This window comes from Streptococcus cristatus (genome assembly GCF_003943465.1).
Lineage (GTDB): Bacteria > Bacillota > Bacilli > Lactobacillales > Streptococcaceae > Streptococcus > Streptococcus cristatus_C.
Window position 1 is genome coordinate 294,679 of sequence record NZ_RJPR01000001.1, and the last position, 24,418, is coordinate 319,096.

Genomic DNA, 24,418 nt, shown 5'->3' on the forward strand with positions numbered 1-24,418 from the left:
TTGTTCCACTTCTATTTTACCAAACAGGGCTTTCTATGGTCAACTTATACACTCTGGAGGTAGGCTCGAACCTCTGCAATAAAATAAAGCGAGCCCGTTACAAAAAGAACTTGGTCAGCCGTCTGCTCTTGTTTGAAATTCTCAATAAAAGCTCTATAATCAGCCACATATTCAAAGTCCGCAGCTTCTGCCTGCCCCACAGATTCTCCGTAGTCAAAGCTAGTCACCGTCACCTGAACCTCTGGCAGAGCCTCCTGCAAATAGGCCAGCATACCGCTATAATCCTTGCGTTTCAAAGCTCCAAACAGCAGGCTGCATGTCTTGCCCTTCTGTCCCTTGATAAACTCGACCAGACGCGACAAAGCCGGTAAATTATGAGCACCATCCAAATAGATATTCGGGCTAATTTCCTCTAGTCGCCCCGCCCAATGGGTCTTCTGCAAAGAAGAAGGAAGCAGAGAAAAATCAATTTCCCAGTCCATTTGCTTCACAAAAAGCAGAAAGGCCTGCAAAGCCAGCGCTGCATTTTCTTCTTGGTAAGCACCTTGTAATCCCAATACCAAATGCGATAAAAGCTGGTCTTTATTCTTAAAAGAACGATCAGAAAACCAAAAATCTCGCCCGTATTCATACAAATCCAAATTCAAGCTTGCTGCCCGCTGCTCACAAACCCGACAAGCCTCCTCCGGCAAGGGGCCGATGATTGCAGAACGACCTTTTTTGAAAATACCAGCCTTCTGCTCTGCAATCGCTGTAAGCGTCTGCCCCAAGGTCTCCTGATGATCCAAGCCCACTGAGGTCACCACTGCAACTTGCCCATCCAAGACATTGGTCGTATCCAAAAGTCCACCAATCCCCACCTCGATGAGAGCCAGATCAACCTGCTCCTCTCTAAAATAAAGAAAGGCCAGCAAGGTCAAGATTTCAAAATAGGATAGCTGGTCGTGAGTCTTGACCAATTCACTCTCCATCTCCTGAATCTGCCGCCCTAAGCGAACAAAATCAGTATCCGAAATCGGCAGTCCATTGATACAAATGCGGTCATGAACACTGACCATATGCGGTGATGTAAAGCTAGCTACTTTTTTCCCCTGATCGGCAAATAAATTCCGCATAAAAGCAATTGTGGAGCCCTTGCCATTGGTTCCCGTCACATGAATGACGGGGTAAGCCCCTTCAGGATTCCCCAGCAAATCTACAGCTCTTTGCATCCGCTCCAGGCCTGAACGAAAGTTCAGGCCAATGCGACCGTTCAACCATTTTTCAATCTCATTCATCACTTTTCCTATATAAAAAGAGAAGCGAAGCAGACTTCAAATGTGAATCGCCACTCGCTTCTCTCTTTTCTATTCGTTAGAAAGAAACTATCTGTAGCCAAGCTGAGATAAATTCACAAGCTGGCTGATTTTCTAGTTTCTAAGCTCAGGCTAAAAAGGTCCCCCGGACCTTCCTCGCTTTCTATTTTTCAAGCTCAGGCTGAGGCTGGGACAAAAGTCCTAGCCTCTCAATTGTCTTTGGATTGTCGAGCAAGACGCAGTGGTTGAGTGGGCTCTACTACGCTGATTTCATCAGCTTTTACAGCCCTACTCAACTGTGCGGAGGTGGGACGACGAAATCGAATTCTAACGAATTACCGATTTCGTCGTCCCACTCTCACTCCTCCATAAAGCTGTTGAAGACTTCTTCAATCATATCCCACTCTGCATCAGAGTCTTCTGGGATTGGTTCCAATTCGCCTTCTGTTCCGTCTTCATTTTCTGTAAATGAGTAAGCTTGGATTTCAACTTCGCCGTTTTCATCTTCTTCCGCATTTACTGGAACTAAGAGTACGTAATTTTTTCCAAACTCTTCTTTGCCATCAATGGTCAAAAGAATTTCAAATAAATTCTCGTTTCCTTGCTCATCTACCAAGGTAATCAATTCAGGTTTTTCCTGTTCGTGGTCATGGTTATGATCGTGTGCCATAATAATTTCCTCAATTCTTTCTAAAAATTTCTATCTAGATAATTCTGTAATATCAGCTGAGCCGCCAATTTGTCAATCACTTTTTTGCGCTTGCTGCGGCTGACATCTGCCTGTTCAATCAGCATGCGCTCAGCAGCCACTGTCGTCAGACGCTCATCCTGATACTCGACTGGAATTTGGAAAAGCTGGGCAATTTTCTCGCCATAGGCCTTACTCGCTTCCACCCGTGGTCCGCTGGTATTGTTCATATTTTTAGGGAGGCCAAGCACAAACTTGTCCACCTTATATTGCTCGACAAGCTCTGTCAAACGCTCAAAACCGAACTGCTCTTTTTCCTCATCAATCTGAATGATTTCAAGTCCCTGAGCAGTGAAACCAAGCGGATCGCTAATCGCAACGCCTACCGTTTTCGAGCCGACATCCAGTCCCATAATTCTCATCAGAGGTCAATGCCTTGCCCTTTCAAATAATAACGCACCAGTTCTTCTACGATTTCATCACGTTCGTATTTACGGATCTGGTTCCGAGCATTATTATAACGAGGCACATAAGCAGGATCTCCACTCAGCACGTAACCTACGATTTGATTGATTGGATTGTAGCCCTTGTCATTGAGTGACTTGTAGACATCGGTTAAAGTCTCACTAATTTCTTTTTTATTTGAATCATCAAGATTAAAACGTACCGTTTCATCTGTAAATCCCACAATTACACCCTCTTTCTTTAAGAATATGTCCATTATAGCATAATTACAACATTTTCACAAACTTAATCCATGTAAATTTTCTACTTTTTCGACATTTTTTCAACCATTTACCGCTCCTTCCCATCAAAAAACTAGCCCTTTTTCAAAGACTAGTTTTCATCAGAAATATTAGGACGGATTGCTAATTTCCTTGCCCCCTTCATCTTGGAAGGACTTGATAAATTCTTCTGGAGTCTGAGACTTCATTTGGCTAAAGATTGGCCCATAGGTCGGTACTTTAGAAGCCGCATCATAATCAAGATTTGTCGGATCGATAATAAAATCAATATCAACAGTGCCTTTTTCGGTCACTTTAACATTCACTTGAATACCTTTTACTTGTTCAAGTTTATCCACTCCTGAACTTTGCTTGAAGCTCTTGCTCACCTCTTCTTGCAGAGAGGACAAGTCTTGACCAGCTAAGGCCGACTTAGCTTCTTCTGGCAAATTTTGTGAAATAGCAATATTAACTTTTTCATACTTCTTGCCCGCGTAGGTAACTGTCAAGGTCATCGTTTGATCGAGCCCTTGTACCTTTTGATTTAACTGATAAGACTTGGTAACCGATTTATCTTTTGCCTTGCTTTGAACAGACTGATTGCTACCAGCTTTTCCACTATGTGACTGTTGTCCACAAGCTGTCAACACCGCCAAACTAGCCATTAAAAGTACTACTGATTTTTTCATTTCTTTCTCCTTTTTGGTTTTCTATGATTGACAAGAAGCTTCCTTACTGTTGCTCCTCAGCCCCGTTCATCAATAAATTATTGATATATTCTTCAGGTGGCATCTTTGTCATTTCTTTTAGATTGCTATTTTTAAAATAATTTAAAGTGAGTGCCTTTTCAATATCCAAATTGTCAAAATCATAGGTTGACGTGATTTTCATTTCATTTTCATTAAGAATCTGAACGGTTCCGGTGAAACCAGCAACAGTTTTTGCCTGAGTATAGTCCGTATCCTTTTGCATTGATTCATCCAAGAGCCGCTGAGTCTCCTCCAGGCCCACTTCTTTAATCGCATTTTTGATACTATCATCCGTTGGAGTAATTCTCTCCATAATCACCTTGATAAAACGTTTCCCTTGATAAGTGATAATTTGACTAGATTGAATTCCTTGCTCATCTTTGGGGAAAACTAGTTTCTTGGTGATAACTTCCTGCTTTTCAGCCTGACTGATAATGGGAAGATTAGTTGTAATTTCCTCTTTTTTCCCCTTTGGCTTGTCTGCTTTCTTATGAGCGCAGCCAGTCAATATCACAGCTGCTAAGCCAAAAATTAGTAAAAATTTCTTCACGTTCTGTCCTCCTCAGAGATATTGTATCATAGTTTAACCGCTTGTCAATCATTTTTAGGTAATGAGACAGAAAAAAGGCAGCCTAAAAGGTGCCTTTCTTTATCTAATTATAGAGCTGCTCGTAAGCGAGCCTCTGTATTCTCAACATTGCGCACTGCACGAGGTAAGAAGGCACGGATATCATCTTCCTTGTAACCAACTTGGAGACGCTTGTCATCCACCAAAATCGGACTTTTCAAAATCCGCGGTGTTTCCATGATAATGTCAATAACTTCGTTTACACTCAAATCTTCAATATCAACACCGAGTCCTTTTGCATAACGGTTTTTTGAAGATACAATGCTGGCAATGCCATTTTCAGTTTTTGCTAAAATATCAAGAATTTCTTCTTTGGTAATTCCTTCCTTACCAAGGTTTTGCTCCTTGTAAGTCAATTGATGGGCGTTTAGCCAGGTCTTTGCTTTTTTGCAGCTAGTACAACTTGAAACCGTATAAATTGTGATCATGCAAGTACTCCTTTCGCTACACGATACTACTATCGTAGTATATTATACCACAAAAACCATCGGTCTTGCGACCTATTTTGAAAAATTATTCCTCAATATCAAAGGCATCGTCTAGATCAAGAGTCACTTCTTCTAATTTTTCAAGAGGAGCCTCAGCCTTACCCTTCACTGCTTCTGCTGGCTCATCATCTTCAATCAAGCCGTAACGTACACGGACTTGGCGGTCGATTTCGTCAAAGACTTCTGGATGATCAGCCAAGTATTTCTTCGCATTTTCAGAACCTTGACCGATTTTTTCATCATTGTAGGAGTACCAAGCACCCGCTTTTTTGATGATATCCAAGTCCGTCGCAATCTTAATCAGCTCACCCGTCTTAGAAATACCTTCTCCGTACATGATCTCCACAAAGGCTTCCTTGAATGGTGGAGCCACCTTGTTTTTAACGACTTTGATTTTGGTTTCCTTACCAACATTGGTATCCTTGGCATCACCCGTACCCTTGATTTGGGTATTGCCACGGACATCCAAACGAACAGAAGCGTAGAACTTCAAAGCACGTCCACCTGGTGTTGTTTCAGGATTTCCAAACATAACACCAACTTTTTCACGAAGTTGGTTGATAAAGATGGCAATCGTCTTGGTTTTGTTGATAGAAGCAGACAATTTGCGCATGGCCTGACTCATCATCCGAGCCTGCAAGCCGACGTGGCTGTCACCGATATCCCCATCGATTTCCGCACGAGGTACCAGAGCTGCAACAGAGTCGATAACAACAAGGTCAACCGCTCCAGAGTCAATCAATTTACCAGCAATTTCTAAACCTTGCTCCCCGGAGTCAGGCTGAGACAGCAGCAATTCATCAATGTTTACGCCCAAAGCTGCAGCGTAGGACGGATCCAAAGCGTGCTCAGCATCGATAAAGGCTGCAATGCCCCCTTCTTTTTGGGCTTGAGCCACTGCGTGAAGGGCAACGGTTGTCTTACCAGAAGACTCTGGGCCGTAGATCTCAATAATCCGCCCCTTAGGATAGCCACCCGCACCAAGGGCGATGTCCAAAGCCAGAGAGCCTGAACTCATGACTTGAACTTTTTGCTCAGCTCGCTCGCCCAGACGCATAATCGCTCCCTTACCGAAGTCTTTTTCAATATTTTTTAGGGCGTTATCTAAAGCTTTTTGGCGTTCATCTCCAAATTTCTTTGTAATTTCATCCAAATTTTTCTGTTTTTTTGCCATTTATTTCTCCTGTTTTTTCTAAAATGTCTTTTGGCCATCTGTTTATTATACCAAAAATCAGCGCTTTAATAAAGTCTTTCGTACGAGGTTAAAGGCGTGCATGACGGCGATCTTCCGCACATCCCCTCGGCTGCGGCCAGCAATATTGACCTCAATCATTTCCGTTCCTGATTCACTCGCTAAGCCGATAAAAACGGTCCCTGATGGATGACCTTCCAGTGAATCTGGACCAGCCACACCTGTCAGACTGACAGCTAAGTCACTTTGAGTCAGCTTTCTAGCCTGCTCTGCCATTTTCCCAGCCGTAAAAGCGGAAACGACGCCATACTGCTCCAGATCTCCCAATGGAATATCCAGCATCCTGCTCTTTTCCTCCATACTGTAAGTGACAAAGCCACCTGAAAAAATAGAGGACGCCCCAGCAAAATCTGCCAAGGTTGCTTGAAAAAGACCAGCTGTCAGACTCTCCGCCGCTGAAATTGTCTTCCCTTGACTCTTGAGCAAGTCAAAGGCCACTTTAGCAAGCGAATTGTCGTCCCCGTAACCATAGAAAATCTCAGACAAAGGCTGTCCCTCAAAACTCTGATGCGCCAAAATAGACTTTTCCACAGCCTCAAACTTAGCATTCGCTTCTGCCTGACTCAAAGCCTTGGTGGACAATCGCAAGGTCACTTCGCCCGTCTTTGCATAAGGTGCAATGGTCGGATCGCTTTGTTGATCAATCATCTCGGCCAAAATAGTCACCAGCTGACTCTCGCCAATACCGAAGAAACGGAGCACTCGTGAATACAATTTCTGGCCTGTGGATAAGAGGGGAACCAGCTCGTTATTGACCATAGGCTTAAGCTCGCTAGGAGGACCTGGCAGGACCACATAGGTCGCTCCATCAACTTCTAGTAAGCCGCCAACGGCCAGGCCTGTCGCATTTGGTAGTGGAGTCGAGCCTGTCACCAGCTGGGCCTGACGCTCATTGTTGGGCGTTCGAGCATAATCTGGTCGACTGGCAAAAAAACGATCCAACTTTTCCACAGCCTCGGGGTCAAAGCTCAACTCTCGACCTACAAACTTAGCCAAGGTCTGCTTGGTCAAATCATCCTCTGTTGGCCCCAAGCCCCCTGTCAGGATAACTAAATCGCTACGCTCTTTGGCAATTTCTAGGACAGACAGGAGACGGTTTTCATTGTCCCCCACTGCTGTCTGAAAATAGACATCAATCCCTAGACTCGCTAGCTTTTCAGATAAAAACTGGGCATTGGTATTGACAATCTGACCTGTCAGAATCTCGGTGCCCACAGCAATAATTTCTGCTTTCATAGAACCTCCTACCTTACTATTCGGAATTGGCTTTATTTTATCACAAAAAAGAGTAAAAAAGTTGATTTTCATGTCAGGAAATAAAAAGAGCTGTCAACTTTATTGACAAAGTTGTCAACATCCTGTGGATAACTTTTGAAATTCTGTTTGTTATGGAGAATAACTGCCTTGTTAGGCAGATGCTATTGGCAAAGGAGACTTTTCTTTTTATAATAAAAATGAAAAGGATGGAAAGAAAAATTATTTATGTTATTAGAAAGGGAATCATCATGAAAATCTCTCAAGTTCTCAAAGACATTCGTCAACAACATCAGCTCACTCAGGAGGCTTTGGCAGAAAGACTCAAGGTTTCCCGCTCTGCCATTGCTCGCTGGGAAAGCGGAAAAGGAATCCCTGATATTGGCAATCTCATCGCCATTAGCCGCGAGTTTGACCTCAGTCTGGATCAGCTCATTAAGGAGGATGAACGCTTGGAGAAAAAGATTATCGAAGACAGCAAGGCTAAGAAATGGCACTATTTAATCATTTTCTATCTCTTCTCCGTTTTGGTTGAAATCGCCATCTTTGCTTACTTGCACCATATCTTTATGGCTGGTTTCCTCGTCTCTACTCTCTTCATGCTCTTCTACGAGCTGCGCATCTTTATCAAGGAAAAGATTTGGATGCAGAAAGAGGAGTAAGAATATTCACAGGGTATAGAAAAAGCCTAGACAAGATATTTGTCTAGGTTTCTTTCTCATCATTCTTTAACTTACTTTCGTAGCGGAGACGGATGGTCGGCTCTCCGCGAAGGCTCAATCCCTCTTTTTCCCACATCAGGGTCATCCCAATTTTTTCTAAAACTCCCTGACTAGCAAGATTGGGCTTAGTTGTGTGGGCAAGGAATGTCTTTATCCCCGGCATGTTCTGAGCCAATTCTTTCAAGGCTAAGGCTGCTTCAGTTGCGTAGCCTTTTCTGTGATAGTTAGCATTGACAGTATAACCTATTTCCGCCGTTTCTTGTTCCGTATCTATTCGAAGAGAGATATTGCCAATTAATTTGCCTTCAGATTTCAACTCGATACCGTAGCGACCCAAAGGAGCACTTAAATTATATAAAACAAGACTCTCTCGGCTCTCTTCTATGCTTTGGTGCTCTGGATAATCATATTTTAATAATTCTCCATCTGAAGTATATTCATGATAATCCAACAAATCATCCATGGTCATGGGACGTAGGAGAAGGCGCTCCGTCTCCAAGATACGATTCTCCGCTAAATATACTAAGGCCCTATTATCCATCCTTCATTTCCTTTATTAAAAATCTTCAAAATAGTTAAAAAGTAACCGCTAGACTTTCGCTTTATTTACTTACCATTCTACTGCTACATTAAAAGAATTGTTATCATAAAAGCAATGATATTGTTGCAACAATGAAGGGCAATTGGATACCAGATATTCTTGTCCTTTCTCAGATACAGGAGCGAGAGAAGAAGACCTCCGGCAATATAGGAAATAGCTGTCACCCACTCTGATAAGGCCCAGCTGTGCATATGAAGAGTGGCAAATAGAAAGGTTGTTAAGACAATACCAAACCCGTCAGAGAATTTTGCCAAGAAAGTGCCTAGGAAAACGCGACGGAAGAAAAACTCTTCAACGATTGGCCCGATAAAGCAACCGATAACCAAGATTAAAAATGGATTTTTCAACAAGGCACCTTGAATACTGGCATCATTCTGCCCCTGCAGTGGCAAGCCCAGACTCTGTTTAATCAAAGCTGAAAGCAGGTTGCAGGCAATGGATAGGAGGAAAACAAAGACCATATACAAGGAGATCGTTTTTAGAAATTCCTTCTTCTTGGTCAGAATCAAGGCCAACTGCTCCTTTAATTCTTCACGATAAGCTAAGATTCCTAAGATAAATAAAAGGAAATAAACTGGATAAATCAGCCAATTTATTCCAATCAGCTGCAAGCCTCTACCTAGAAATAAAATAGTATAGAGGGTGATAAAAATAAGGAGAAATTTTCTTGTTTTCATTGTTCTACTTCCAATCACAATCATTTTCATGGTCATTGATAAGACCAGCGGCTTCTAGAAATGAATAGACACAAACTGGACCGACAAATTTGAAACCTTGCTTTTTCAGTGCCTGGGACATGGTTTCTGATAGCTCAGTTTTAGTTGGGGCTTCCTTGTAGTTCGTAATTTGATTGTCAATCGTTTTGAAATCGACAAAGGACCAGATATAGTCGTTAAAAGAGCCAAACTGCTTTTGAACAGCCAGAAAAGCTTGGGCATTATCCCTAGTTGCATAGATCTTCATCTTATTGCGGACGATATCAGGATTATCCAAAAGAGCATCCAAGTCTGCATCCGTCATCTGGGCAATTTTCTGGGCATCATAGAAATGAAAAGCTTCCCGAAAAGCCTGACGTTTATTGAGAATGGTCTCCCAAGAAAGTCCAGCCTGATAAGTCTCCATGCAGAGCAATTCAAATAATTTTTGATCATCATGGAGGGGCTTGCCCCACTCCTCATCATGATAGGCCACATATAAAGGGTTGTTCATCTTTACCCAGCCACAGCGTTTGGTCATATTCTATTCCACTTTCTTATTCTGGATGTTCAGCAGCCCATGCTTGAAGTTCATCGTATGATTTGATTTGTGTCTTCTCGCCTGTGACTGGATCTGTCGCATATACTTCTAAAGCATCTTGACCTTTTGGCGCAAACCAGTACAGTAACTTGTCAAACCACTCTTTACTACTATACTGTTTAGGTCTGAAATAGAGTCGAGAAATGTTTTTCATATCTTTAGCTATTTCAGGATATAGTTCTGAAAAGTTTGTATTGGAAACATCTACTTCTTTATCCATATTTTTTTCTGATAAATCTTTTTCTATATATCCACTTACCAGATATAAGCGATAATTTTCCGCAAGCTTTTGTCTCAGATCCTTATACACTCCACCAAATGCAATATCTCGATTCCCATATGGTGAAGGCACCTGTTTTAAATCGCCAAATTGTTGAATATCCATTAACTGACCAGAAGATAAATCCAGCATCATATCTTTGCCACTTCCGTTATTAGATTGAGCAAGGTTAATTGCCAAATAATCTTTTTCATCAATGTAATAACCCACTACATTATATACACCTCTATAACGATTTTCTTTCCCTAGCAGATGGAAAATGTCAATTTCCTTTGCTTGGTAAGATGGATTATTTAGCTCATAAGCAATAACCTTAAAATATTCTTCTTTCCCAATAACAGGTGCAGGGCCAGTAGCAGGTTTTAAAAGAGTATCTTTGAATTCTATCTGATGTGCATCCATAGTAGCAATGTAATCCTGACCAAAAGCCAATCCCCCTATGCTATCGTTTTGTGCCACAAAAACAAACTTACTATCATCAAAGACATGGATTATCGGGGAATCTTTTTTAGCATCTATATAGGTTCGTTTTGATTCAGTTTTTTTCTCAGGATAACTCCTTGTTTTCTGATTTTGGTGTAGGCGAAAGAAGCATAACCCTACAATAGCCAACGCAACTACAAGAGTTGCCATTGCTCTTTTCCTCTTCACTATACTTTCCCTCCTCTTATTTCTCCTATTTTACCAACATCTTAAGAGCTGACTTGATATAGTTTTCGGCTGTATCCGTCGTTCCTTCAAAGAATTTCTTGATTTTCTTAAGTTCAGCAGCTTTGTAGCCCAATGCCAGCATGGCTTCCATGGCTTCCTCCAGCTCCTGATTATCCGCAGTCTGGACGGGCGCCTTGCTTTCTGCCGGACCATCTGCCGCCACTACCTTGCCTTCTAAGTCCAGCACCATCTGCTGGGCTGTTTTCTTACCAATCTTAGGAAACTTGGTCAGGTAGGTGATGTTTTTTTGCTCAATGGCTTGCACTAAGCCAGCATTATCATCCGCCGCGATAATAGCCAGGGCAGACACTGGGCCGATACCTGAGACTGAAATCAAGCTGAGAAAGAGTTGCTTCTCCTCCTCAGTCGCAAAGCCGTAAAGGAGCTGCGCATCCTCACGGACAACCTGATGCACATAAATTTGCGTTTCTTGATTGACTAGACTTGAGTATGCATAAGGATTGGCCACATGAAGAATATAGCCGATCGAGTTGACTTCCAATACAATGTACTTGGCTGTGATTTTACTGATGATTCCTTTAAAATATTCGTACATAATCTTCCTTCTTTTTGTATCATTTTGCCTATCTAGTATATCATATTTTCTGCCTGGAAACTGCAAACAGAAGTGCAACCAGCGGTTGACAAAATGTACAGGAAGCTGTATTCTCAAGATAACTAAAAGCTGTTAGGATAGAGTTAGCAAAGAAAAGGAGGCTGCGATTATGAAACTCGCTGATAAATTATTTGAACTAAGAAAAGAAAAAAGCTGGTCACAAGAAAAACTGGCTGAACAAATCAATGTCTCTCGCCAGAGCATTTCTAAGTGGGAGTCTGGCCAAGCGTTGCCAGAGCTGGAAAAAATTGTAGAGCTGAGCAAGATTTTCCAGGTGACGACAGATTATCTGCTTTTAGAAGACAGCAACAAGCCGGAAATAAAACCCGTCCTCTCAGAAGACGAAAAAGATCGCTACTATAAGCAAGTAAAATCTTATGGCTTCTGGCATGTTTTGTATATTTTTGTATTAGCCTTGGCTATTTATCTCTTTTCCGCAGGTTCTATCTTTCCAGCAAAATTCACTGGCCTGGTCTGGTTAACTTTTTTCCTCCTAGTCGCATCCGCAATGGCTATTAACAAGGCGCTAAAGATGAAGGAAAAGTATCTGGACAAGGTTATAGGCCTTGATGAGGATTCTAAGAAAGAAGATGCTCAAGATGAAACTAAAAACTGATAATCCCTTACCAGTCAAAACTCGTCTAAAAGAGCTGTTTGGAGACTGGCTTTTCATCTCGGGCTACCTCATTGCTCTTTTTTTACTGGCTATGGGTTTTTACTATCTGGTTTTAGGAGGCATTCCTGCATTCACTGAAGTCCAGAGCCAACTTCTGGCTTTTTCTACCTCAGTCCTGTCTCTAACTATTATCTTTGCTTGGTTAGACTATAGAAAAGGAAGTTTTGGCAAGCGTTGGGCAGGTTTACAGTTGGTTTACAAACATAGGAGCCTTTCCCACAGCCTTTTGCGCTCTGCTATCAAGTTTTTCCCTTGGCAGCTGGGACATATGGGAGCTATCCGTAGTGCTTATCAAGCAGATGCCCTGTCAATTTTCTTGTCAACTTCAGCAGGGATTCTCTTCTTGATCTTTCTGCTGATGGGACTGCTTCGCAAGGACAAACGCCATCCAGCTGATTTACTTGCTGGGACACAAGTTCAGCTCAAAAATTCAAAACAGCTCTAGTTCTATGACTAGGGCTGTTTTATCTTCTATAAAGTTTAGTATTTCCCCAACTCCCGTAGGCTAGTATGATTTTCCTGAATGCGGCGGAACATTTTTTCCATATCCGACTTGGTAAAGTTGACCAAGACCGGCCGGCCGTGTGGGCAGTTATAGGGATTGTCACACTGGGACAGCTGAAAGAGCAAGTCACGCGCAGAATAGTCATCCAGACTGTGATTGGCCTTGATGGAGCGTTTGCAGCTCATCATAATGGCCAGCTCTGCTCGATATTTCTTGATGGAAACTTCCTTGGTCAGGAGAAGCATATCACACATCTCATAGATGCCGGCTTCAATCTCCTCTTCCTTAAACCAAATGGGATGCTCGCGGAGGATAAACTGATTGGCTCCGTACTCTTCTAAAAAGATGCCAGCGTCTTCTAACAGCTCCATCCGCTGCTTGATTCGCAGCATATCGTCTGCTGGAAATTCAAAAATATAGGGTACCAAGAGCTGCTGCTGGCTATTGTCCACATCCCCAATCTTCTCCCGATAATACTCATACTTGACCCGCTCTTGAGCAGCATGCTGGTCAATAATATAAAGACCACCCTTGCCCTGAGCAAAGAGATAAGTGCCATGCATCTGACCGAAATATTCTAACTCTGGGAAGCTTGACTTCTCTTCCTGATCCAACTTATCCACAGCTCGCTCCAGACTGGCCTGGTCTAGCTCTGGATGGTCTAGTTGGTCATAGCTGACTGACCTTCTCTCTGCAAATTTGACTGAAGTCAGTTGCGGTTCTGCTTTTTCATCTGTCGCTTCATGAATAGGCTTTGCTGATTCTTCGAAGGATAACTGCTGCTCTGCCACCTGTGGCTTGAGGAAGAAGTCATTCTGCTCCTTATCGTAGTAGAGGCGATTTTCTTTCAGCGGAAGAGCGGTCTGTTCGGGCTTAGTCGCACGCTTAACAGTTGATTTGGCTAGATTTTCCAAAGCATCTGGGATGAGGTCCTGCTCCTTGAGACTGGTCGCAATGGCTTGAGAAATCAAGGCCATGAGTTCCCGTTCTTTAGAAATGCGCACCTCTTGCTTGGTTGGATGGACATTGACATCGGCTAGATAGGGATCAATCTGAATATTGATGACCGCGAGTGGAAAGCGTCCTACCATCAGCTTGCTGCCGTAGCCGTCCAAAATAGCTCGATTGAGCAGGAAATTCTTGATATAGCGGCCGTTGATAAGGATCGTAATATAATTGCGATTCGCACGAGTCAGCTCAGGCAAGCTGACATAGCCGCTCACCTCAAAGTCCAAATCCGAAGCAGAGATTTCCACCATTTTCTTAGCCGTTGCTAAACCATAGATTCCTGCAATAGCCTGACGCAGATTGCCACTGCCGGCAGTCCTTGTCATTTCCCGACCGTCACTGATAAGGGTGAAAGCTACTTCCGGATGGGCCAGACTGAGGCGATTAATCACATCAACGATATGCGAAAGCTCAGCCTGCTGGCTCTTCATATACTTGAGCCGGGCTGGAGTATTAAAGAAGAGATCTTCTATCTTGATTTTCGTTCCCACCGGGCTGCTAGTAGGCACATGCTCTTCAATCTCACCACCTTGGGCAACCAGCAGAGTCCCGTGCTGACCAGATTCGGTCGCTGTTTCAATGGTAAAACGCGAGACAGAAGCAATGGAAGGAATGGCCTCGCCACGAAAACCCAGCGTCCGAATCCGAAAGAGATCCGCCTGTTTCTTGATTTTACTGGTAGCATGGCGTCGAAGAGCCAGAGGGACATCTTCGTGGTCTATGCCCTCGCCATTATCCGTCACCTGTATGCTCTTGAGTCCGGCCTCCTCGATTTCGATAGTAATCTGGCTGGCACCCGCATCAATTGAGTTCTCCACTAGCTCCTTGACCACGCTGCTAGGCCGCTCAATGACTTCACCGGCCGCAATCTGATTGGCTAGAATTTCTGGAAGTTCGATAATTTTTGACATCTTTTTCTCCGTATTTGTTCTGCTATCTATTATAACACATTGGGCTCTTTCTATCAGAGGGCAGACTTATCTTGCCCGCTCTGCTCACAAGACAAACCATATAGACACAAATAGCTGCCACATGGTCAAAAGGGCTTGTTTTCTCTGCCATGTTGCGGTTTAATAAAGATGAAAGGAGGAAGTTATGAAAGTTAAGCTAAGAATAGATTCTCAAGTCACCGAAGACTTCGTCAGCATTGAGGCTCGACTCATGACCGAAAGCATTCAGGAATTGGTCCACTTTGCTCAACATCTGGGTAAAGAGGATAAGATCCATGTCAAGAAAGGAGACGACATCTATCTGCTGGATGCTAAGGAAATCCACCGAATCTATACAGAAAACCGTCAGGTTCGGGTCCGAACGGCAAAAGACGGCTACCGAGCTCAACAAGCTCTTTATCAGTTGCTGCAGGTCCTTCCGGACTATTTTCTGCAGATTTCTCAATCGGAGATTATCAACAGTCGACAAATCAGCCATCTCAAGCTGACTCCAAATGGCCTGATCCAAATATTTCTGAAAAACGGCGACCAGACATACTCGTCTCGCCGTTATCTCAAATCTATCAAAGAAAGGTTGCAATTATGAAAACTCGTCTTAAAAAACTCTTTTTCGGAGGGATTGGAGGGATTTTCATCGGTCTCTTCTTCTCCATGATTGTTTCTTATTTTTACAATCCAGCTTATCTACCGCTTCATCCTCGCTCTCCTATCGGTCACTTCTTTTTGAGCCAGCATGTCCATGTTTCCCTCATCATGCTCTACTGCATGCTTATCTGGTTTATCATGGGAGCTATTTTCAGATGGAGCGGAAGCTTCTTCCAAAGAGACTGGAGCATCCTACGCTCCATCATCAGCCACTATGGCGTGATGATTCTGACCTTTGCACTTTTAGCTAATCTAGCTGGATTTTTCCCAAGAGAAAAAATACTCAGCCTGACACTGACTGCCGTCGGGGAATTCACCCTCATTTATCTGGTCATTTCAGGCGTTATCTACTACCGCACCTACCGCAACATTCAAAAAATCAATAGCGGTTTGTCTAGCAAATCGTGAGAAATAAAAAGAGAGTGGGACAGAAATCGGTAATTCGTTAGAATTCGATTTCGTCGTCCCACCTCCGCACAGTTGAGTAGGGCTGTAAAAGCTGATGAAATCAGCGTAGTAGAGCCCACTCAACCACTGCGTCTTGCTCGACAATCCAAAGACAATTGAGAGGCTAGGACTTTTGTCCCAGCCTCTTTGTTTTTACAACTTCTTTTTGAGCTCGGCGACCGCCGCCATGACCTCCAGGGGAGTCATATTGTAGATGTCCAAGCCTCGGAGTTCAGTCAGGACTGGATTTTCCGTTCCTTCTGCAAAAAGAGACATCTGCTCCGCCACTTGCGGCCGTGTTTGTCTGGATTCGGTAGGAAGCTCTGTTCCTAGTCCGGTATCCTGACTTTCCAAATGACTCAAAATGCTGTCTGCCCGCTCCAACAATTTCTCAGGAAGTCCGGCAATCTTCGCCACATGGATTCCGTAGGACTTGTCAGCCGGACCCGGCTCAATCTTATGTAGGAAAGTCACCTGCCCGTCCTTCTCCAAGGTTGCCACATGGACATTTTCCAAATGCTCCAAGCTATCCTCCAAGGCTGTCAACTCATGATAGTGAGTGGCAAAGAGGGTCTTGGCTCCAGTATAATGATGAATATGCTCAATAATAGCCTGAGCCAGCGCCATCCCATCGTAAGTCGCCGTTCCACGGCCCAGCTCATCAAAGAGAATGAGCGAACGCTCGCTGGCCTGTCGAATGGCCCGATTGGCCTCCATCATCTCCACCATAAAGGTGGACTGGCCAGATACCAGATCATCCGCTGCGCCGATGCGAGTGAAAATCGCATCGAATAGCGGCAAACTGGCAGACTGGGCGGGCACATAAGAGCCCATCTGTGCCATAATAACGATGATCGCCAGTTGGCGCATATAAGTCGATTTCCCGCTCATATTAGGCCCGGTAATCAGCTGGATATCCGTTTCCTGGTCCAGCAGAATACTATTTGGAATGTAGCTTTGAGCTCCCATGACCTTTTCCACAACAGCATGCCGACCTTTTTCAATCTGCAGACGGCGCTCCGCAGTAAAGACAGGGCGTACTAAATGCTGCTGCTCTGCCACCGCAGCAAAGCTCTGCAGGACATCTACAGCTGCCAGCGTTTGTGCCAAGGCCTGCAAGCGCTGGATGTATTTGCCAGCTTCCTCACGAATCCGCATGAAAATCTCGTATTCCAGATTAGCAGATTTTTCACGCGCCTCCAACATCTCTCCCTCAATCCGGGCCAGCTCCTCCGTTCCGAAACGCTCAGAATTTTTCAGGGTCGCCTTGCGGAAGAAATAACTAGGCACATGAGCCAACTGGGAATTAGTCACATGGAAATAGTAACCATCTTTTTTGTTGTAATCAATCTTCAGATTGCTGATGCCGCTGTTAGCACGTTCTTTGACTTCCAGCTCTGCAATCCATCCAGTCCCTTCCCGTAGCACAAGTCGATACTGATCCAAGGTCTCGTCAAAACCGGTCCGAATGATATTGCCCTCGGTGATGATATGGGGTGCATCCGGCGAAATAGCTGAGCTAATCAAGCCCGCCAACTCTGGAATAGGATCCAAGCCCTCAATCAAACGAGCTAGATGCGGACTGTCGATCCCTTGCAGGATAGCTTTAATCTGAGGCACATTGCCCAATGTAGCCGCCAGTTGCAGCAGATCCTTGGGATTGGTCTTACCAAAAGACACCCGACTAGCAAGGCGCTCGATATCATAGACTCCCTTGAGGCTCTCCGTCAAATCACTCCGCTCAAAGAAATGATCCAGAAAAACCTCGACGACATTCTGCCGCTGGCTAATTCGCGCTTCATCAATCAGCGGACGCTGAATCCAAGAGCGCAGCATGCGACCGCCCATGGCCGTCTTAGTCTCGTCCATCAGCCAATAAAGACTGCCGTGCTTCTTGCCCGAGCGAGCATTTTCTGTCAAATCCAGACTCGCCTTGGTGGCATAATCCATTTGCAGAAAATCCTTGATTTCATAATGCTGGGCCTTCTTCAAATGACTGAGCTCCCTCATCTGGGTCTGGTGCACATACTCCAGCAATTTCCCTGCTGCCTGACGCTCCATAGGAGACAGCTCCTCGCCCAGCAGCTGGACATCGTCCAAGGCCGTCTGTACATAGGATAGTAAGAGGTTCATCTGCCCAGCCAAGACCTGCTCCTCAGCTTCTGGCAAGGCATAGCCCAGCACCACTTCCCTAGCCTTCAAATTGCGGATTTCCCCGCAGACCAGGGCAAAGTCCTCTAAACTAGTCACCTGAAACTCGCCGGTCACCAAGTCCATATAAGCCAGGCCATAGAAGCCGTCTGAGTAATCCAAAGCCACCAGAAAGTTATTCGCAGAGTCGGGCTTAGTAGAGTCCACCACCGTTCCCGGCGTGATAACCTGAACGACCTCTCGCTTAACAACTCCCTTAGCTTCCTTGGGGTCTTCCATCTGCTCCGCAATCGCCACCTTATAGCCTGACTCGACCAAGACATCAATATACTGCTGCGCCGAATGATAGGGAACTCCGGCCATGGGAATGGGATTTTCTGCATTTTTATTGCGGCTGGTGAGAGAAATCTCTAAAATCTGGGCGGCATTGACCGCATCATCATAAAACAACTCATAGAAATCCCCCATCCGAAAGAGCAAGAAAGCATCTGGATAGTCCTTCTTGATATCCAAATACTGCTGCATGCCTGGCGATAACTTTTCTACTGCCATCTCTATCCTTTCTAAAAACAAACGAGGTCAGGACTTCCGTCTCAAACCTCTCCGTCAATTCTAAGCTTTTGGCTAGTCCATGCCTTCTTTGACACTCGTCTCGATTTCTCTAGCGGCATCCTGATCCCGGCAAATCACCAGCAAGGTATTGGCCCCTGCAACGGTTCCTAAAATCCGACTATCCAGCGAACCATCTACCACATTTGCCAAGACCGTCGCTTCGCCCAGTCCTGTACGGAAAACCAGCGTAAACTCCGCTCTAGAAACTGCCTGAACATGACTGGCCAGAAATCCAGCTAGATCCAACTCCTCTGCTTCATGAGCCAGCACATAGTAGACTTGCCCATCTTTCTTCAGCTTGGTCAAGCCAATCTCTCTTAAATCCCGCGAGAGGGTTGTTTGGGTCACAAATATCTCCTCGTCTTCCAGTCTTTTTTGAATATCCTTTTGTGTTCCTAACTTTTCTTCCTTGATCATCCATTTAATAAGCTGATGACGCTCACTCTTTCTCATACTCGACCTCATTGACTGAATATTTATACTCTCAATTATATCAAAAAATCTATCTTATACCAAAAAAATTGAAGATTCCTCATAAAATATGATAGAATAGTAACAAAAGACCCAAAGGAGCAAATATGGATAATAAACAATTAATCGCTAGCGAGTTGGCCAAAGTTATTGACAGCTTGGACCAAAGCGCTATCTCTAACCTACTAGAACAGCCGAAAAGTTCCGATCTTGGAGACATTGCCTTCCCAGCTTTCTCACTTGCTAAAGTAGAACGCAAGGCTCCTCAAGCTATCGCTGCGGATATTGCTGAAAAGATCGATCAAAGTCACTTTGAGAAAGTTGTCGCAACTGGACCTTATGTCAACTTCTTCCTCAACAAAGCTAAAATCTCTGATCAAGTCATCAAAGAAGTTATCAAGGAAGGCGCTGACTATGGTCAACAGAACGAAGGCCAGGGCGAGAATATTACCATCGACCTTTCCAGTCCTAACATTGCAAAACCTTTCTCTGTTGGTCACTTGCGTTCAACCGTTATCGGTGACTCCTTGTCAAATATCTTCCGCAAGATGGGCTACAATACCATCAAGATCAACCACTTAGGTGACTGGGGCAAGCAATTTGGTCTCCTCATGGTTGCCTACAAGAAATGGGGCAACAAGGAAGCTGTTGAAGCCAACCCAATCGATGAACTTTTGAAACTCTATGTCCGCATCAATGCTGAAATCGAAAACGACCCAGCCTTGGATGAAGAAGGTCGCCTTTGGTTCAAGAAACTGGAAGATGGCGATCCAGAAGCAACAGAACTTTGGCAATGGTTCCGTGACGAAAGTCTCGTTGAATTTAACCGCATCTATGAATTGCTCGGCGTTGAATTCGATAGCTTAAACGGAGAAGCCTTCTACAATGACAAAATGGACGAGGCCGTTAAAATTCTGGAAGACAAGGGTCTCCTGAAAGAATCAAAAGGCGCTAGCATTGTGGACTTGGATGATGTCAACCTTCCACCAGCTATGATTAAAAAATCAGACGGTGCTACGCTTTACATCACCCGTGATATTGCCACTGCTATGTACCGTGCACGCACTTACAACTTCGTCAAGAATGTTTATGTCGTTGGTCAAGAACAATCAAACCACTTCCGTCAGCTCAAAGCTGTCCTTAAGAAGATGGGATTTGACTGGAGCGATGATATGATCCACGTGGACTTTGGTCTGGTTACGAAGAATCGCCAAAAACTTTCAACACGTAAAGGAAACATCATCCTTCTGGAACCAACTCTACAAGAAGCGATCAGCCGTGCAAAAGCTCAAATTGAAGAGAAAAATCCAAATCTGGAAAACAAAGAAGCTGTTGCCCATGCAGTTGGTGTTGGTGCCGTTAAATTCTACGACCTTAAGACTGACCGTCGCAATGGTTACGACTTTGATTTGGAGGCAATGGTTTCCTTTGAGGGCGAAACTGGACCGTATGTACAATATGCCTATGCACGTATCCAGTCTATCCTGCGCAAAGCAGACTTCAAGCCAAGTCTTGATGCCAACTACAACCTCAACGATGCTGAAAGCTGGGAAATTATCAAACTGATCCAAGACTTCGCTCGCGTAGTTAAACGTGCATCCGATAACTTTGAGCCTTCTCTGATTGCCAAATACGCGATCAGCCTAGCTCAAGCCTTCAATAAATACTATGCTCACACTCGCATCTTGGATGAAACTCCGGAACGTGACAGCCGTCTAGCTCTCAGCTACACCACTGCTGTTGTACTGAAGGAAGCTCTCCGCATGCTTGGTGTAGAAGCTCCAGAAAAAATGTAACCCTACACAAACCTTCCAGTTTTGGGAGGTTTTCTTAGGAAGAGATATTTTATGAATGAAACTGCTTATATTTTAGTTGTCCTTAGCTTGGTCATTCTCTTTTTGTACAACAAAAGAGAAAAGGTAAAGTTGCAGATTTTGTTGCAGCAGGAACTCCTAAAAAGTGATCATTTTCGACAAGAACTCCAAGGAAAAATGACCACTAGTGAAAATCAAAATGACCTTATTGCTTACGTTAACAAAAACTACCGTTTAGGAATTTTATATTCAAAAGAGCTGGTCGAAACTATCGCCGGCGAGCAAGCAAACCAATAATATAAACAAAAGCCGCTCGATCAACAACTGTTGACTGAACGGCTTTTTACTTATGCTTTTATTCCGTACAATTCTTCAATAATGCCAGCGACCTTTTTGATATCGCCCAGCATGCCACGCATTTCAAAATCGGCTAAAACTGGGAAGCCGAAACGTTGGCTGTACTGCTTAGCGGTCAGACAGTATTGATTGTTAAAATTACGGTTGCCACTTCCAACAACTCCAAAACACTTGCTGGCATTTTGCCCATAGGCAATAAAATCTGCTACATCCGTCGTGAGAATTTCGACATCGCCATTATCCACACCATTACCACCTTCCAGATAGGTCGGTAGAAAAGTGATGAAGGGATTGGCCATTTCAAAGAACGGATGCCCCTCTTTCACTAAGTCTTTGATGTGAATTTTCTCAATCTCTAGACTGGGATGCTGCTCTAGCAAATAGTCACTCAAACGACGGACAAAACTCTCTGTATTGCCACTCAAGCTAATATAAACTAAGGAAACTTTCATGTTTATTTGCTCCATTCCAAAAAAATAACATTTATCCGCTCATCTAGCTTATCAGCAGTAAATGTTATTTGCTAAATCTTAATCTTCTTCAGCTACTTCTACACTCTCAGCTTCCTTTTGCTGCTTGATCAGCTTAAAGATAACAATGGAAAGGAAGATAAGACTAACAACAACAGAGAAGCCAATAGTAAAGTTCAGGCCTAGTATCTGAGATGAGAGTAAGGATGGATCTGAAAAAGAAGACGTTGCAATCCCTTTTGCTACCACATAACCGTACGCTGTTCCAATCAAGCCAATAAGAACGTTCGCGATGTAAATAAGATTTGCTTTGAAAATATCTTTCTTAAAAACAAAGAACCAAGCTGCAATCAAAAGAAGCAAGCCAACATAAAAGAAAATATTATTTATTAGCGAACCTGACAGTTCAGCGCTCTTACTAAAGTAAGTTGCATACTGAGATTTTGCTGGCTCATTGACCCCCTTTAGCAAGGTTTCCACGGCATCATTTGAAGAGGAGAACTTCGAAATAAGCCCCCACAAAGTGCCTACTGTTTCTAACCCCAGTAAGACGTAGAGATAAATCGGTTTCTTTTTCATCATAACCTCCTATATAGAAATACTTTTTCCTATTATACACCCAAAAGAAGAACCTGACAAGAGGGAAGATCTGATACGATCCTAAAGCCAGTATTGGTAGTCTTCCGACACGAGAAAAGCCAAGACAGTCCTGCCTAGGCTTTTTCACTTATTTTAAATAATTAGTTATCCAAATGCCATACTTCGTCATTGTATTGTTGGATTGTACGGTCTGCTGAGAAGAAACCAGCTTTTGCGATATTGACAAGAACTTTTTCCATCCAAGCATCACGATCTTCGTAGTCAGCAAGCATTTGCTCTTTGACTTTGATATAGTCTTCCAAGTCAAGAAGAGTCATGAACCAGTCTTTGTTGATCAATTCATTGTAAAGGCGTTCCAAGCGCTCTTTATTTCCAGCTGCAAGAACAGCGTCGCTGATGATAAAGTCAACCAGTGGCTTGATAGCTGGACGAGCGTAGAATTCGCTTGATTTATATGCAGATTTAGCATAAAGATCGATAACAGTTTCTGAATCTTCACCAAAGATGTAGATGTTGTCTTCGCCAACCAACTCAGCAATTTCCACATTGGCACCGTCCATGGTACCAAGTGTCAAAGCACCGTTAAGCATGAATTTCATGTTACCAGTACCTGAAGCTTCTTTAGAAGCAAGTGAGATTTGCTCAGAAATATCACCAGCTGCAATCAAGAAGCTTGATGCTGTAACGTTGTAGTTTTCAACCATAACCACTTGCAAGTGTGGTGCTACTGCTGGGTCATTTGCGATGACTTCTGACAAGCAAAGGATCAAGTGAATGATGTCTTGAGCAATTGTGTAAGCAGGAGCTGCTTTACCACCAAAGAAGACAGTGATTGGACGAGCAGGAATGTTACCAGCCTTGATGTCCAAGTACTTGTGGATGACATACAAAGCGTTCATTTGTTGACGTTTGTACTCGTGCAGACGCTTGATTTGGATATCAAAGATAGAATCTGAATTGATTTCCACACCTTGAGCTTCCTTCAAGTGACGAGCCAATTTACGCTTGTTATGAGCTTTAATGCCTTCCAGTTTTGCTCTCACTTCTTGCTTACCAGCAAAGTCAAGTAAACCTTCCAACTTAGCAGCATCATAGTGCCAGTCGCGACCAAGAAGTTCATCTAAGTAGCTAGACAAACGTGGGTTAGCGTGCATAAGCCAACGACGGAATGTAATACCGTTTGTCTTGTTGTTGAATTTTTCTGGATAAATATCGTAGAAAGCCTTCAACTCAGAGTTTTTCAAGATTTCAGTGTGGAGTGCTGCAACCCCGTTTACGCTGTATCCATAGTGGATATCCATGTGTGCCATGTGAACACGGCCGCTCTCATCAATGATTTGAACAGCTGGATCTTTGTATTCTGCTTTGACACGACGATCCAATTCTTTGATGATTGGTACCAAGTGAGGAACCACTTCTTGCAAGAATTCAAGAGGCCATTTTTCAAGGGCTTCAGCAAGGATAGTGTGGTTTGTGTAGGCAGTCATGCTACGAACGATTGAGATTGCTTCATCAAGCTCGATACCACGCGCAGTCAAAAGACGGATCAATTCAGGAATAACCAGTGATGGGTGAGTGTCATTGATTTGTACAACTGCGTAGTCTGCAAGATCATGCAAGTTGCTTCCTTTTTCGATCGCTTCGTCGATGATCAATTGTGCACCGTTTGAAACCATGAAGTATTGTTGGAAGATACGGAGCAATTCACCTTGCTTGTCGCTATCATCTGGATAAAGGAAAAGAGTCAAGTTGTGAGCGATATCTGTCTTGTCAAATTCGATTCCCTCTTTGATGATGGAAGAATCAACTGAATCCAAGTCAAACAAGCGCAAACGGTTTTTAGTAGCTGTCTTGTAACCAGGAACATCAATATCGTAAAGAGTTGATGTCAAGGTAAAGTGTGCAAATGGCACTTGGTAGCTACGGCTTGAGCGAACCAACCAGTTTTGCTCAGTCAACCAGAAATTTGGAATAGTTGTTTGTTCATTATTTTTAAGGACTTGTTGGAAAAGACCAAAGTGGTAGTTTAGTCCAACACCGTCACCATTGAGACCCAAGGTTGCAATAGAATCCAAGAAGCAGGCTGCCAAACGGCCCAAACCACCATTACCAAGAGATGGTTCCAATTCTACTTCTTCAACTTCGATCAAGTCTTTACCAGCAGCAGCAAGTTCTTTTTTCACATCGTCGTAAAGACCAAGGTTAATCAAGTTGTTTGACAAGAGTTTACCAATCAGAAACTCAGCAGAGATGTAGTAGAGTTTCTTTTTACCAGTATTAACTGGCTTTTGAGCGCTCGCTAATTTTGTGTAGTTCAAGAGAGCCAAATAAAGCTCTTCATTGCTACAATCAGCAATTTGCTTTTGATAAGTTTTTTGGATATATGTTTGTAAGTTTGACATGATTT

At 43.6% G+C, this 24,418-nt stretch carries 27 protein-coding genes; 7 read left to right on the top strand and 20 right to left on the bottom strand.

Going from position 1 to position 24,418, the window contains the following annotated elements; all coding sequences use genetic code 11:
- Window positions 1–44: 44 nt before the first annotated feature.
- From D8793_RS01540 to D8793_RS01580, 9 genes are all read right to left on the bottom strand, one after another.
- A complete protein-coding gene (locus tag D8793_RS01540) occupies window positions 45–1,277 on the bottom strand; it encodes a bifunctional folylpolyglutamate synthase/dihydrofolate synthase (protein WP_125370827.1) in 1,233 nt (410 codons plus the stop codon).
- A gap of 376 nt (window positions 1,278–1,653) precedes the next feature.
- Window positions 1,654–1,965 carry a DUF1292 domain-containing protein gene (locus tag D8793_RS01545; protein ID WP_048763552.1) on the bottom strand — a complete coding sequence of 104 codons (312 nt, stop codon included), beginning with the start codon at window positions 1,963–1,965 and terminating at the stop codon, window positions 1,654–1,656.
- A gap of 20 nt (window positions 1,966–1,985) precedes the next feature.
- Window positions 1,986–2,405, bottom strand: a complete 420-nt coding sequence (ruvX, locus tag D8793_RS01550; RefSeq protein WP_005591497.1) for a Holliday junction resolvase RuvX — start codon at window positions 2,403–2,405, stop codon at window positions 1,986–1,988.
- Window positions 2,405–2,671 carry an IreB family regulatory phosphoprotein gene (locus tag D8793_RS01555; RefSeq protein ID WP_005592119.1) on the bottom strand — a complete coding sequence of 89 codons (267 nt, stop codon included), beginning with the start codon at window positions 2,669–2,671 and terminating at the stop codon, window positions 2,405–2,407. Before D8793_RS01555 ends, ruvX begins: the two co-directional genes overlap by 1 nt.
- 168 nt (window positions 2,672–2,839) lie before the next feature.
- Complete coding sequence (locus tag D8793_RS01560) at window positions 2,840–3,397, bottom strand: SP0191 family lipoprotein (protein WP_045500214.1); 558 nt, start codon at window positions 3,395–3,397, stop codon at window positions 2,840–2,842.
- 43 nt (window positions 3,398–3,440) lie between these two features.
- Window positions 3,441–4,007, bottom strand: a complete 567-nt coding sequence (locus D8793_RS01565; protein WP_005591494.1) for an SP0191 family lipoprotein — start codon at window positions 4,005–4,007, stop codon at window positions 3,441–3,443.
- 107 nt (window positions 4,008–4,114) lie between these two features.
- Complete coding sequence (gene spx / locus D8793_RS01570; protein ID WP_005591493.1) at window positions 4,115–4,513, bottom strand: transcriptional regulator Spx; 399 nt, start codon at window positions 4,511–4,513, stop codon at window positions 4,115–4,117.
- An 85-nt stretch (window positions 4,514–4,598) separates the two neighbouring features.
- Window positions 4,599–5,747, bottom strand: a complete 1,149-nt coding sequence (gene recA, locus D8793_RS01575) for a recombinase RecA (RefSeq protein ID WP_048763545.1) — start codon at window positions 5,745–5,747, stop codon at window positions 4,599–4,601.
- Between the two features lie 57 nt (window positions 5,748–5,804).
- On the bottom strand, window positions 5,805–7,061 hold the full coding sequence (locus tag D8793_RS01580; protein ID WP_185761007.1) for a competence/damage-inducible protein A: 1,257 nt from the start codon (window positions 7,059–7,061) through the stop codon (window positions 5,805–5,807).
- 269 nt (window positions 7,062–7,330) lie between these two features.
- Between D8793_RS01580 and relB the strand changes: the two genes are divergently transcribed.
- Window positions 7,331–7,741, top strand: a complete 411-nt coding sequence (gene relB / locus D8793_RS01590; protein WP_125370929.1) for a type II toxin-antitoxin system RelB family anti-toxin — start codon at window positions 7,331–7,333, stop codon at window positions 7,739–7,741.
- 43 nt (window positions 7,742–7,784) lie between these two features.
- Here relB and D8793_RS01595 read toward each other — a convergent pair whose 3' ends face one another.
- From D8793_RS01595 to ruvA, 5 genes are all read right to left on the bottom strand, one after another.
- The gene (locus D8793_RS01595) at window positions 7,785–8,342 is read right to left on the bottom strand and encodes a GNAT family N-acetyltransferase (protein WP_125370824.1); all 558 of its coding nucleotides are present in this window, start codon (window positions 8,340–8,342) and stop codon (window positions 7,785–7,787) included.
- Window positions 8,343–8,425: 83 nt separating this feature from the next.
- The gene (locus tag D8793_RS01600) at window positions 8,426–9,079 is read right to left on the bottom strand and encodes a CPBP family intramembrane glutamic endopeptidase (protein WP_125370823.1); all 654 of its coding nucleotides are present in this window, start codon (window positions 9,077–9,079) and stop codon (window positions 8,426–8,428) included.
- A 4-nt stretch (window positions 9,080–9,083) separates the two neighbouring features.
- Entirely contained in the window at window positions 9,084–9,638 is a 555-nt protein-coding gene (locus D8793_RS01605; protein WP_125370822.1) for a DNA-3-methyladenine glycosylase I, read from the bottom strand.
- A 16-nt stretch (window positions 9,639–9,654) separates the two neighbouring features.
- Window positions 9,655–10,611 (bottom strand): hypothetical protein, encoded by a 957-nt coding sequence (locus D8793_RS01610; protein ID WP_125370821.1) that lies wholly within the window; start codon window positions 10,609–10,611, stop codon window positions 9,655–9,657.
- Between the two features lie 43 nt (window positions 10,612–10,654).
- Complete coding sequence (ruvA, locus tag D8793_RS01615) at window positions 10,655–11,245, bottom strand: Holliday junction branch migration protein RuvA (RefSeq protein ID WP_125370820.1); 591 nt, start codon at window positions 11,243–11,245, stop codon at window positions 10,655–10,657.
- A gap of 169 nt (window positions 11,246–11,414) precedes the next feature.
- On the opposite strand from ruvA, the gene D8793_RS01620 reads away from it, so the two are divergent.
- Complete coding sequence (locus tag D8793_RS01620; protein WP_125370819.1) at window positions 11,415–11,921, top strand: helix-turn-helix domain-containing protein; 507 nt, start codon at window positions 11,415–11,417, stop codon at window positions 11,919–11,921.
- Window positions 11,905–12,426, top strand: coding sequence for an RDD family protein (locus D8793_RS01625; protein ID WP_045500186.1), 522 nt, complete (start codon window positions 11,905–11,907; stop codon window positions 12,424–12,426). The genes D8793_RS01620 and D8793_RS01625 overlap by 17 nt, the downstream gene beginning before the upstream one ends.
- 35 nt (window positions 12,427–12,461) lie before the next feature.
- Here D8793_RS01625 and mutL read toward each other — a convergent pair whose 3' ends face one another.
- Entirely contained in the window at window positions 12,462–14,405 is a 1,944-nt protein-coding gene (gene mutL, locus D8793_RS01630) for a DNA mismatch repair endonuclease MutL (RefSeq protein ID WP_125370817.1), read from the bottom strand.
- Between the two features lie 184 nt (window positions 14,406–14,589).
- Here mutL and D8793_RS01635 point away from each other — a divergent pair, with 184 nt between their 5' ends.
- Together D8793_RS01635 and D8793_RS01640 are read left to right on the top strand one after the other, a co-directional pair.
- Window positions 14,590–15,030, top strand: coding sequence for a LytTR family DNA-binding domain-containing protein (locus tag D8793_RS01635; protein ID WP_125370816.1), 441 nt, complete (start codon window positions 14,590–14,592; stop codon window positions 15,028–15,030).
- Window positions 15,027–15,497, top strand: a complete 471-nt coding sequence (locus D8793_RS01640; protein ID WP_125370815.1) for a DUF3021 family protein — start codon at window positions 15,027–15,029, stop codon at window positions 15,495–15,497. Before D8793_RS01635 ends, D8793_RS01640 begins: the two co-directional genes overlap by 4 nt.
- A 192-nt stretch (window positions 15,498–15,689) precedes the next feature.
- Here the strand turns inward: D8793_RS01640 and mutS are convergent, their stop codons facing one another.
- Both mutS and argR read right to left on the bottom strand, forming a co-directional pair.
- On the bottom strand, window positions 15,690–18,239 hold the full coding sequence (gene mutS, locus D8793_RS01650; protein ID WP_125370814.1) for a DNA mismatch repair protein MutS: 2,550 nt from the start codon (window positions 18,237–18,239) through the stop codon (window positions 15,690–15,692).
- Between the two features lie 72 nt (window positions 18,240–18,311).
- Window positions 18,312–18,752 (bottom strand): arginine repressor, encoded by a 441-nt coding sequence (gene argR, locus D8793_RS01655; RefSeq protein ID WP_125370813.1) that lies wholly within the window; start codon window positions 18,750–18,752, stop codon window positions 18,312–18,314.
- 125 nt (window positions 18,753–18,877) lie between these two features.
- On the opposite strand from argR, the gene argS reads away from it, so the two are divergent.
- The gene (gene argS, locus D8793_RS01660) at window positions 18,878–20,566 is read left to right on the top strand and encodes an arginine--tRNA ligase (RefSeq protein ID WP_125370812.1); all 1,689 of its coding nucleotides are present in this window, start codon (window positions 18,878–18,880) and stop codon (window positions 20,564–20,566) included.
- A 51-nt stretch (window positions 20,567–20,617) separates the two neighbouring features.
- Entirely contained in the window at window positions 20,618–20,881 is a 264-nt protein-coding gene (locus tag D8793_RS01665; RefSeq protein ID WP_125370811.1) for a MarR family transcriptional regulator, read from the top strand.
- A gap of 50 nt (window positions 20,882–20,931) precedes the next feature.
- Here the strand turns inward: D8793_RS01665 and nrdI are convergent, their stop codons facing one another.
- The 3 genes from nrdI to glgP form a co-directional block, all read right to left on the bottom strand.
- Window positions 20,932–21,408 (bottom strand): class Ib ribonucleoside-diphosphate reductase assembly flavoprotein NrdI, encoded by a 477-nt coding sequence (gene nrdI / locus D8793_RS01670; protein WP_376739341.1) that lies wholly within the window; start codon window positions 21,406–21,408, stop codon window positions 20,932–20,934.
- 63 nt (window positions 21,409–21,471) lie between these two features.
- Complete coding sequence (locus tag D8793_RS01675; protein ID WP_125370809.1) at window positions 21,472–21,990, bottom strand: ABC transporter permease; 519 nt, start codon at window positions 21,988–21,990, stop codon at window positions 21,472–21,474.
- A gap of 161 nt (window positions 21,991–22,151) precedes the next feature.
- Window positions 22,152–24,413 carry a glycogen/starch/alpha-glucan family phosphorylase gene (gene glgP / locus D8793_RS01680; protein ID WP_125370808.1) on the bottom strand — a complete coding sequence of 754 codons (2,262 nt, stop codon included), beginning with the start codon at window positions 24,411–24,413 and terminating at the stop codon, window positions 22,152–22,154.
- Window positions 24,414–24,418 lie beyond the last annotated feature (5 nt).

Bases quoted from the DNA above. Each gene is read 5' to 3' on its own strand.
- D8793_RS01540 (WP_125370827.1), bottom strand. From the start codon at position 1,277: ATGAATGAGATTGAAAAATGGTTGAACGGTCGCATTGGCCTGAACTTT.
- D8793_RS01545 (WP_048763552.1), bottom strand. From the start codon at position 1,965: ATGGCACACGATCATAACCATGACCACGAACAGGAAAAACCTGAATTG.
- ruvX (WP_005591497.1), bottom strand. From the start codon at position 2,405: ATGAGAATTATGGGACTGGATGTCGGCTCGAAAACGGTAGGCGTTGCG.
- D8793_RS01560 (WP_045500214.1), bottom strand. From the start codon at position 3,397: ATGAAAAAATCAGTAGTACTTTTAATGGCTAGTTTGGCGGTGTTGACA.
- spx (WP_005591493.1), bottom strand. From the start codon at position 4,513: ATGATCACAATTTATACGGTTTCAAGTTGTACTAGCTGCAAAAAAGCA.
- recA (WP_048763545.1), bottom strand. From the start codon at position 5,747: ATGGCAAAAAAACAGAAAAATTTGGATGAAATTACAAAGAAATTTGGA.
- D8793_RS01580 (WP_185761007.1), bottom strand. From the start codon at position 7,061: ATGAAAGCAGAAATTATTGCTGTGGGCACCGAGATTCTGACAGGTCAG.
- relB (WP_125370929.1), top strand. From the start codon at position 7,331: ATGAAAATCTCTCAAGTTCTCAAAGACATTCGTCAACAACATCAGCTC.
- D8793_RS01595 (WP_125370824.1), bottom strand. From the start codon at position 8,342: ATGGATAATAGGGCCTTAGTATATTTAGCGGAGAATCGTATCTTGGAG.
- D8793_RS01600 (WP_125370823.1), bottom strand. From the start codon at position 9,079: ATGAAAACAAGAAAATTTCTCCTTATTTTTATCACCCTCTATACTATT.
- D8793_RS01605 (WP_125370822.1), bottom strand. From the start codon at position 9,638: ATGACCAAACGCTGTGGCTGGGTAAAGATGAACAACCCTTTATATGTG.
- D8793_RS01610 (WP_125370821.1), bottom strand. From the start codon at position 10,611: ATGGCAACTCTTGTAGTTGCGTTGGCTATTGTAGGGTTATGCTTCTTT.
- ruvA (WP_125370820.1), bottom strand. From the start codon at position 11,245: ATGTACGAATATTTTAAAGGAATCATCAGTAAAATCACAGCCAAGTAC.
- D8793_RS01620 (WP_125370819.1), top strand. From the start codon at position 11,415: ATGAAACTCGCTGATAAATTATTTGAACTAAGAAAAGAAAAAAGCTGG.
- D8793_RS01625 (WP_045500186.1), top strand. From the start codon at position 11,905: ATGAAACTAAAAACTGATAATCCCTTACCAGTCAAAACTCGTCTAAAA.
- mutL (WP_125370817.1), bottom strand. From the start codon at position 14,405: ATGTCAAAAATTATCGAACTTCCAGAAATTCTAGCCAATCAGATTGCG.
- D8793_RS01635 (WP_125370816.1), top strand. From the start codon at position 14,590: ATGAAAGTTAAGCTAAGAATAGATTCTCAAGTCACCGAAGACTTCGTC.
- D8793_RS01640 (WP_125370815.1), top strand. From the start codon at position 15,027: ATGAAAACTCGTCTTAAAAAACTCTTTTTCGGAGGGATTGGAGGGATT.
- mutS (WP_125370814.1), bottom strand. From the start codon at position 18,239: ATGGCAGTAGAAAAGTTATCGCCAGGCATGCAGCAGTATTTGGATATC.
- argR (WP_125370813.1), bottom strand. From the start codon at position 18,752: ATGAGAAAGAGTGAGCGTCATCAGCTTATTAAATGGATGATCAAGGAA.
- argS (WP_125370812.1), top strand. From the start codon at position 18,878: ATGGATAATAAACAATTAATCGCTAGCGAGTTGGCCAAAGTTATTGAC.
- D8793_RS01665 (WP_125370811.1), top strand. From the start codon at position 20,618: ATGAATGAAACTGCTTATATTTTAGTTGTCCTTAGCTTGGTCATTCTC.
- nrdI (WP_376739341.1), bottom strand. From the start codon at position 21,408: ATGGAGCAAATAAACATGAAAGTTTCCTTAGTTTATATTAGCTTGAGT.
- D8793_RS01675 (WP_125370809.1), bottom strand. From the start codon at position 21,990: ATGAAAAAGAAACCGATTTATCTCTACGTCTTACTGGGGTTAGAAACA.
- glgP (WP_125370808.1), bottom strand. From the start codon at position 24,413: ATGTCAAACTTACAAACATATATCCAAAAAACTTATCAAAAGCAAATT.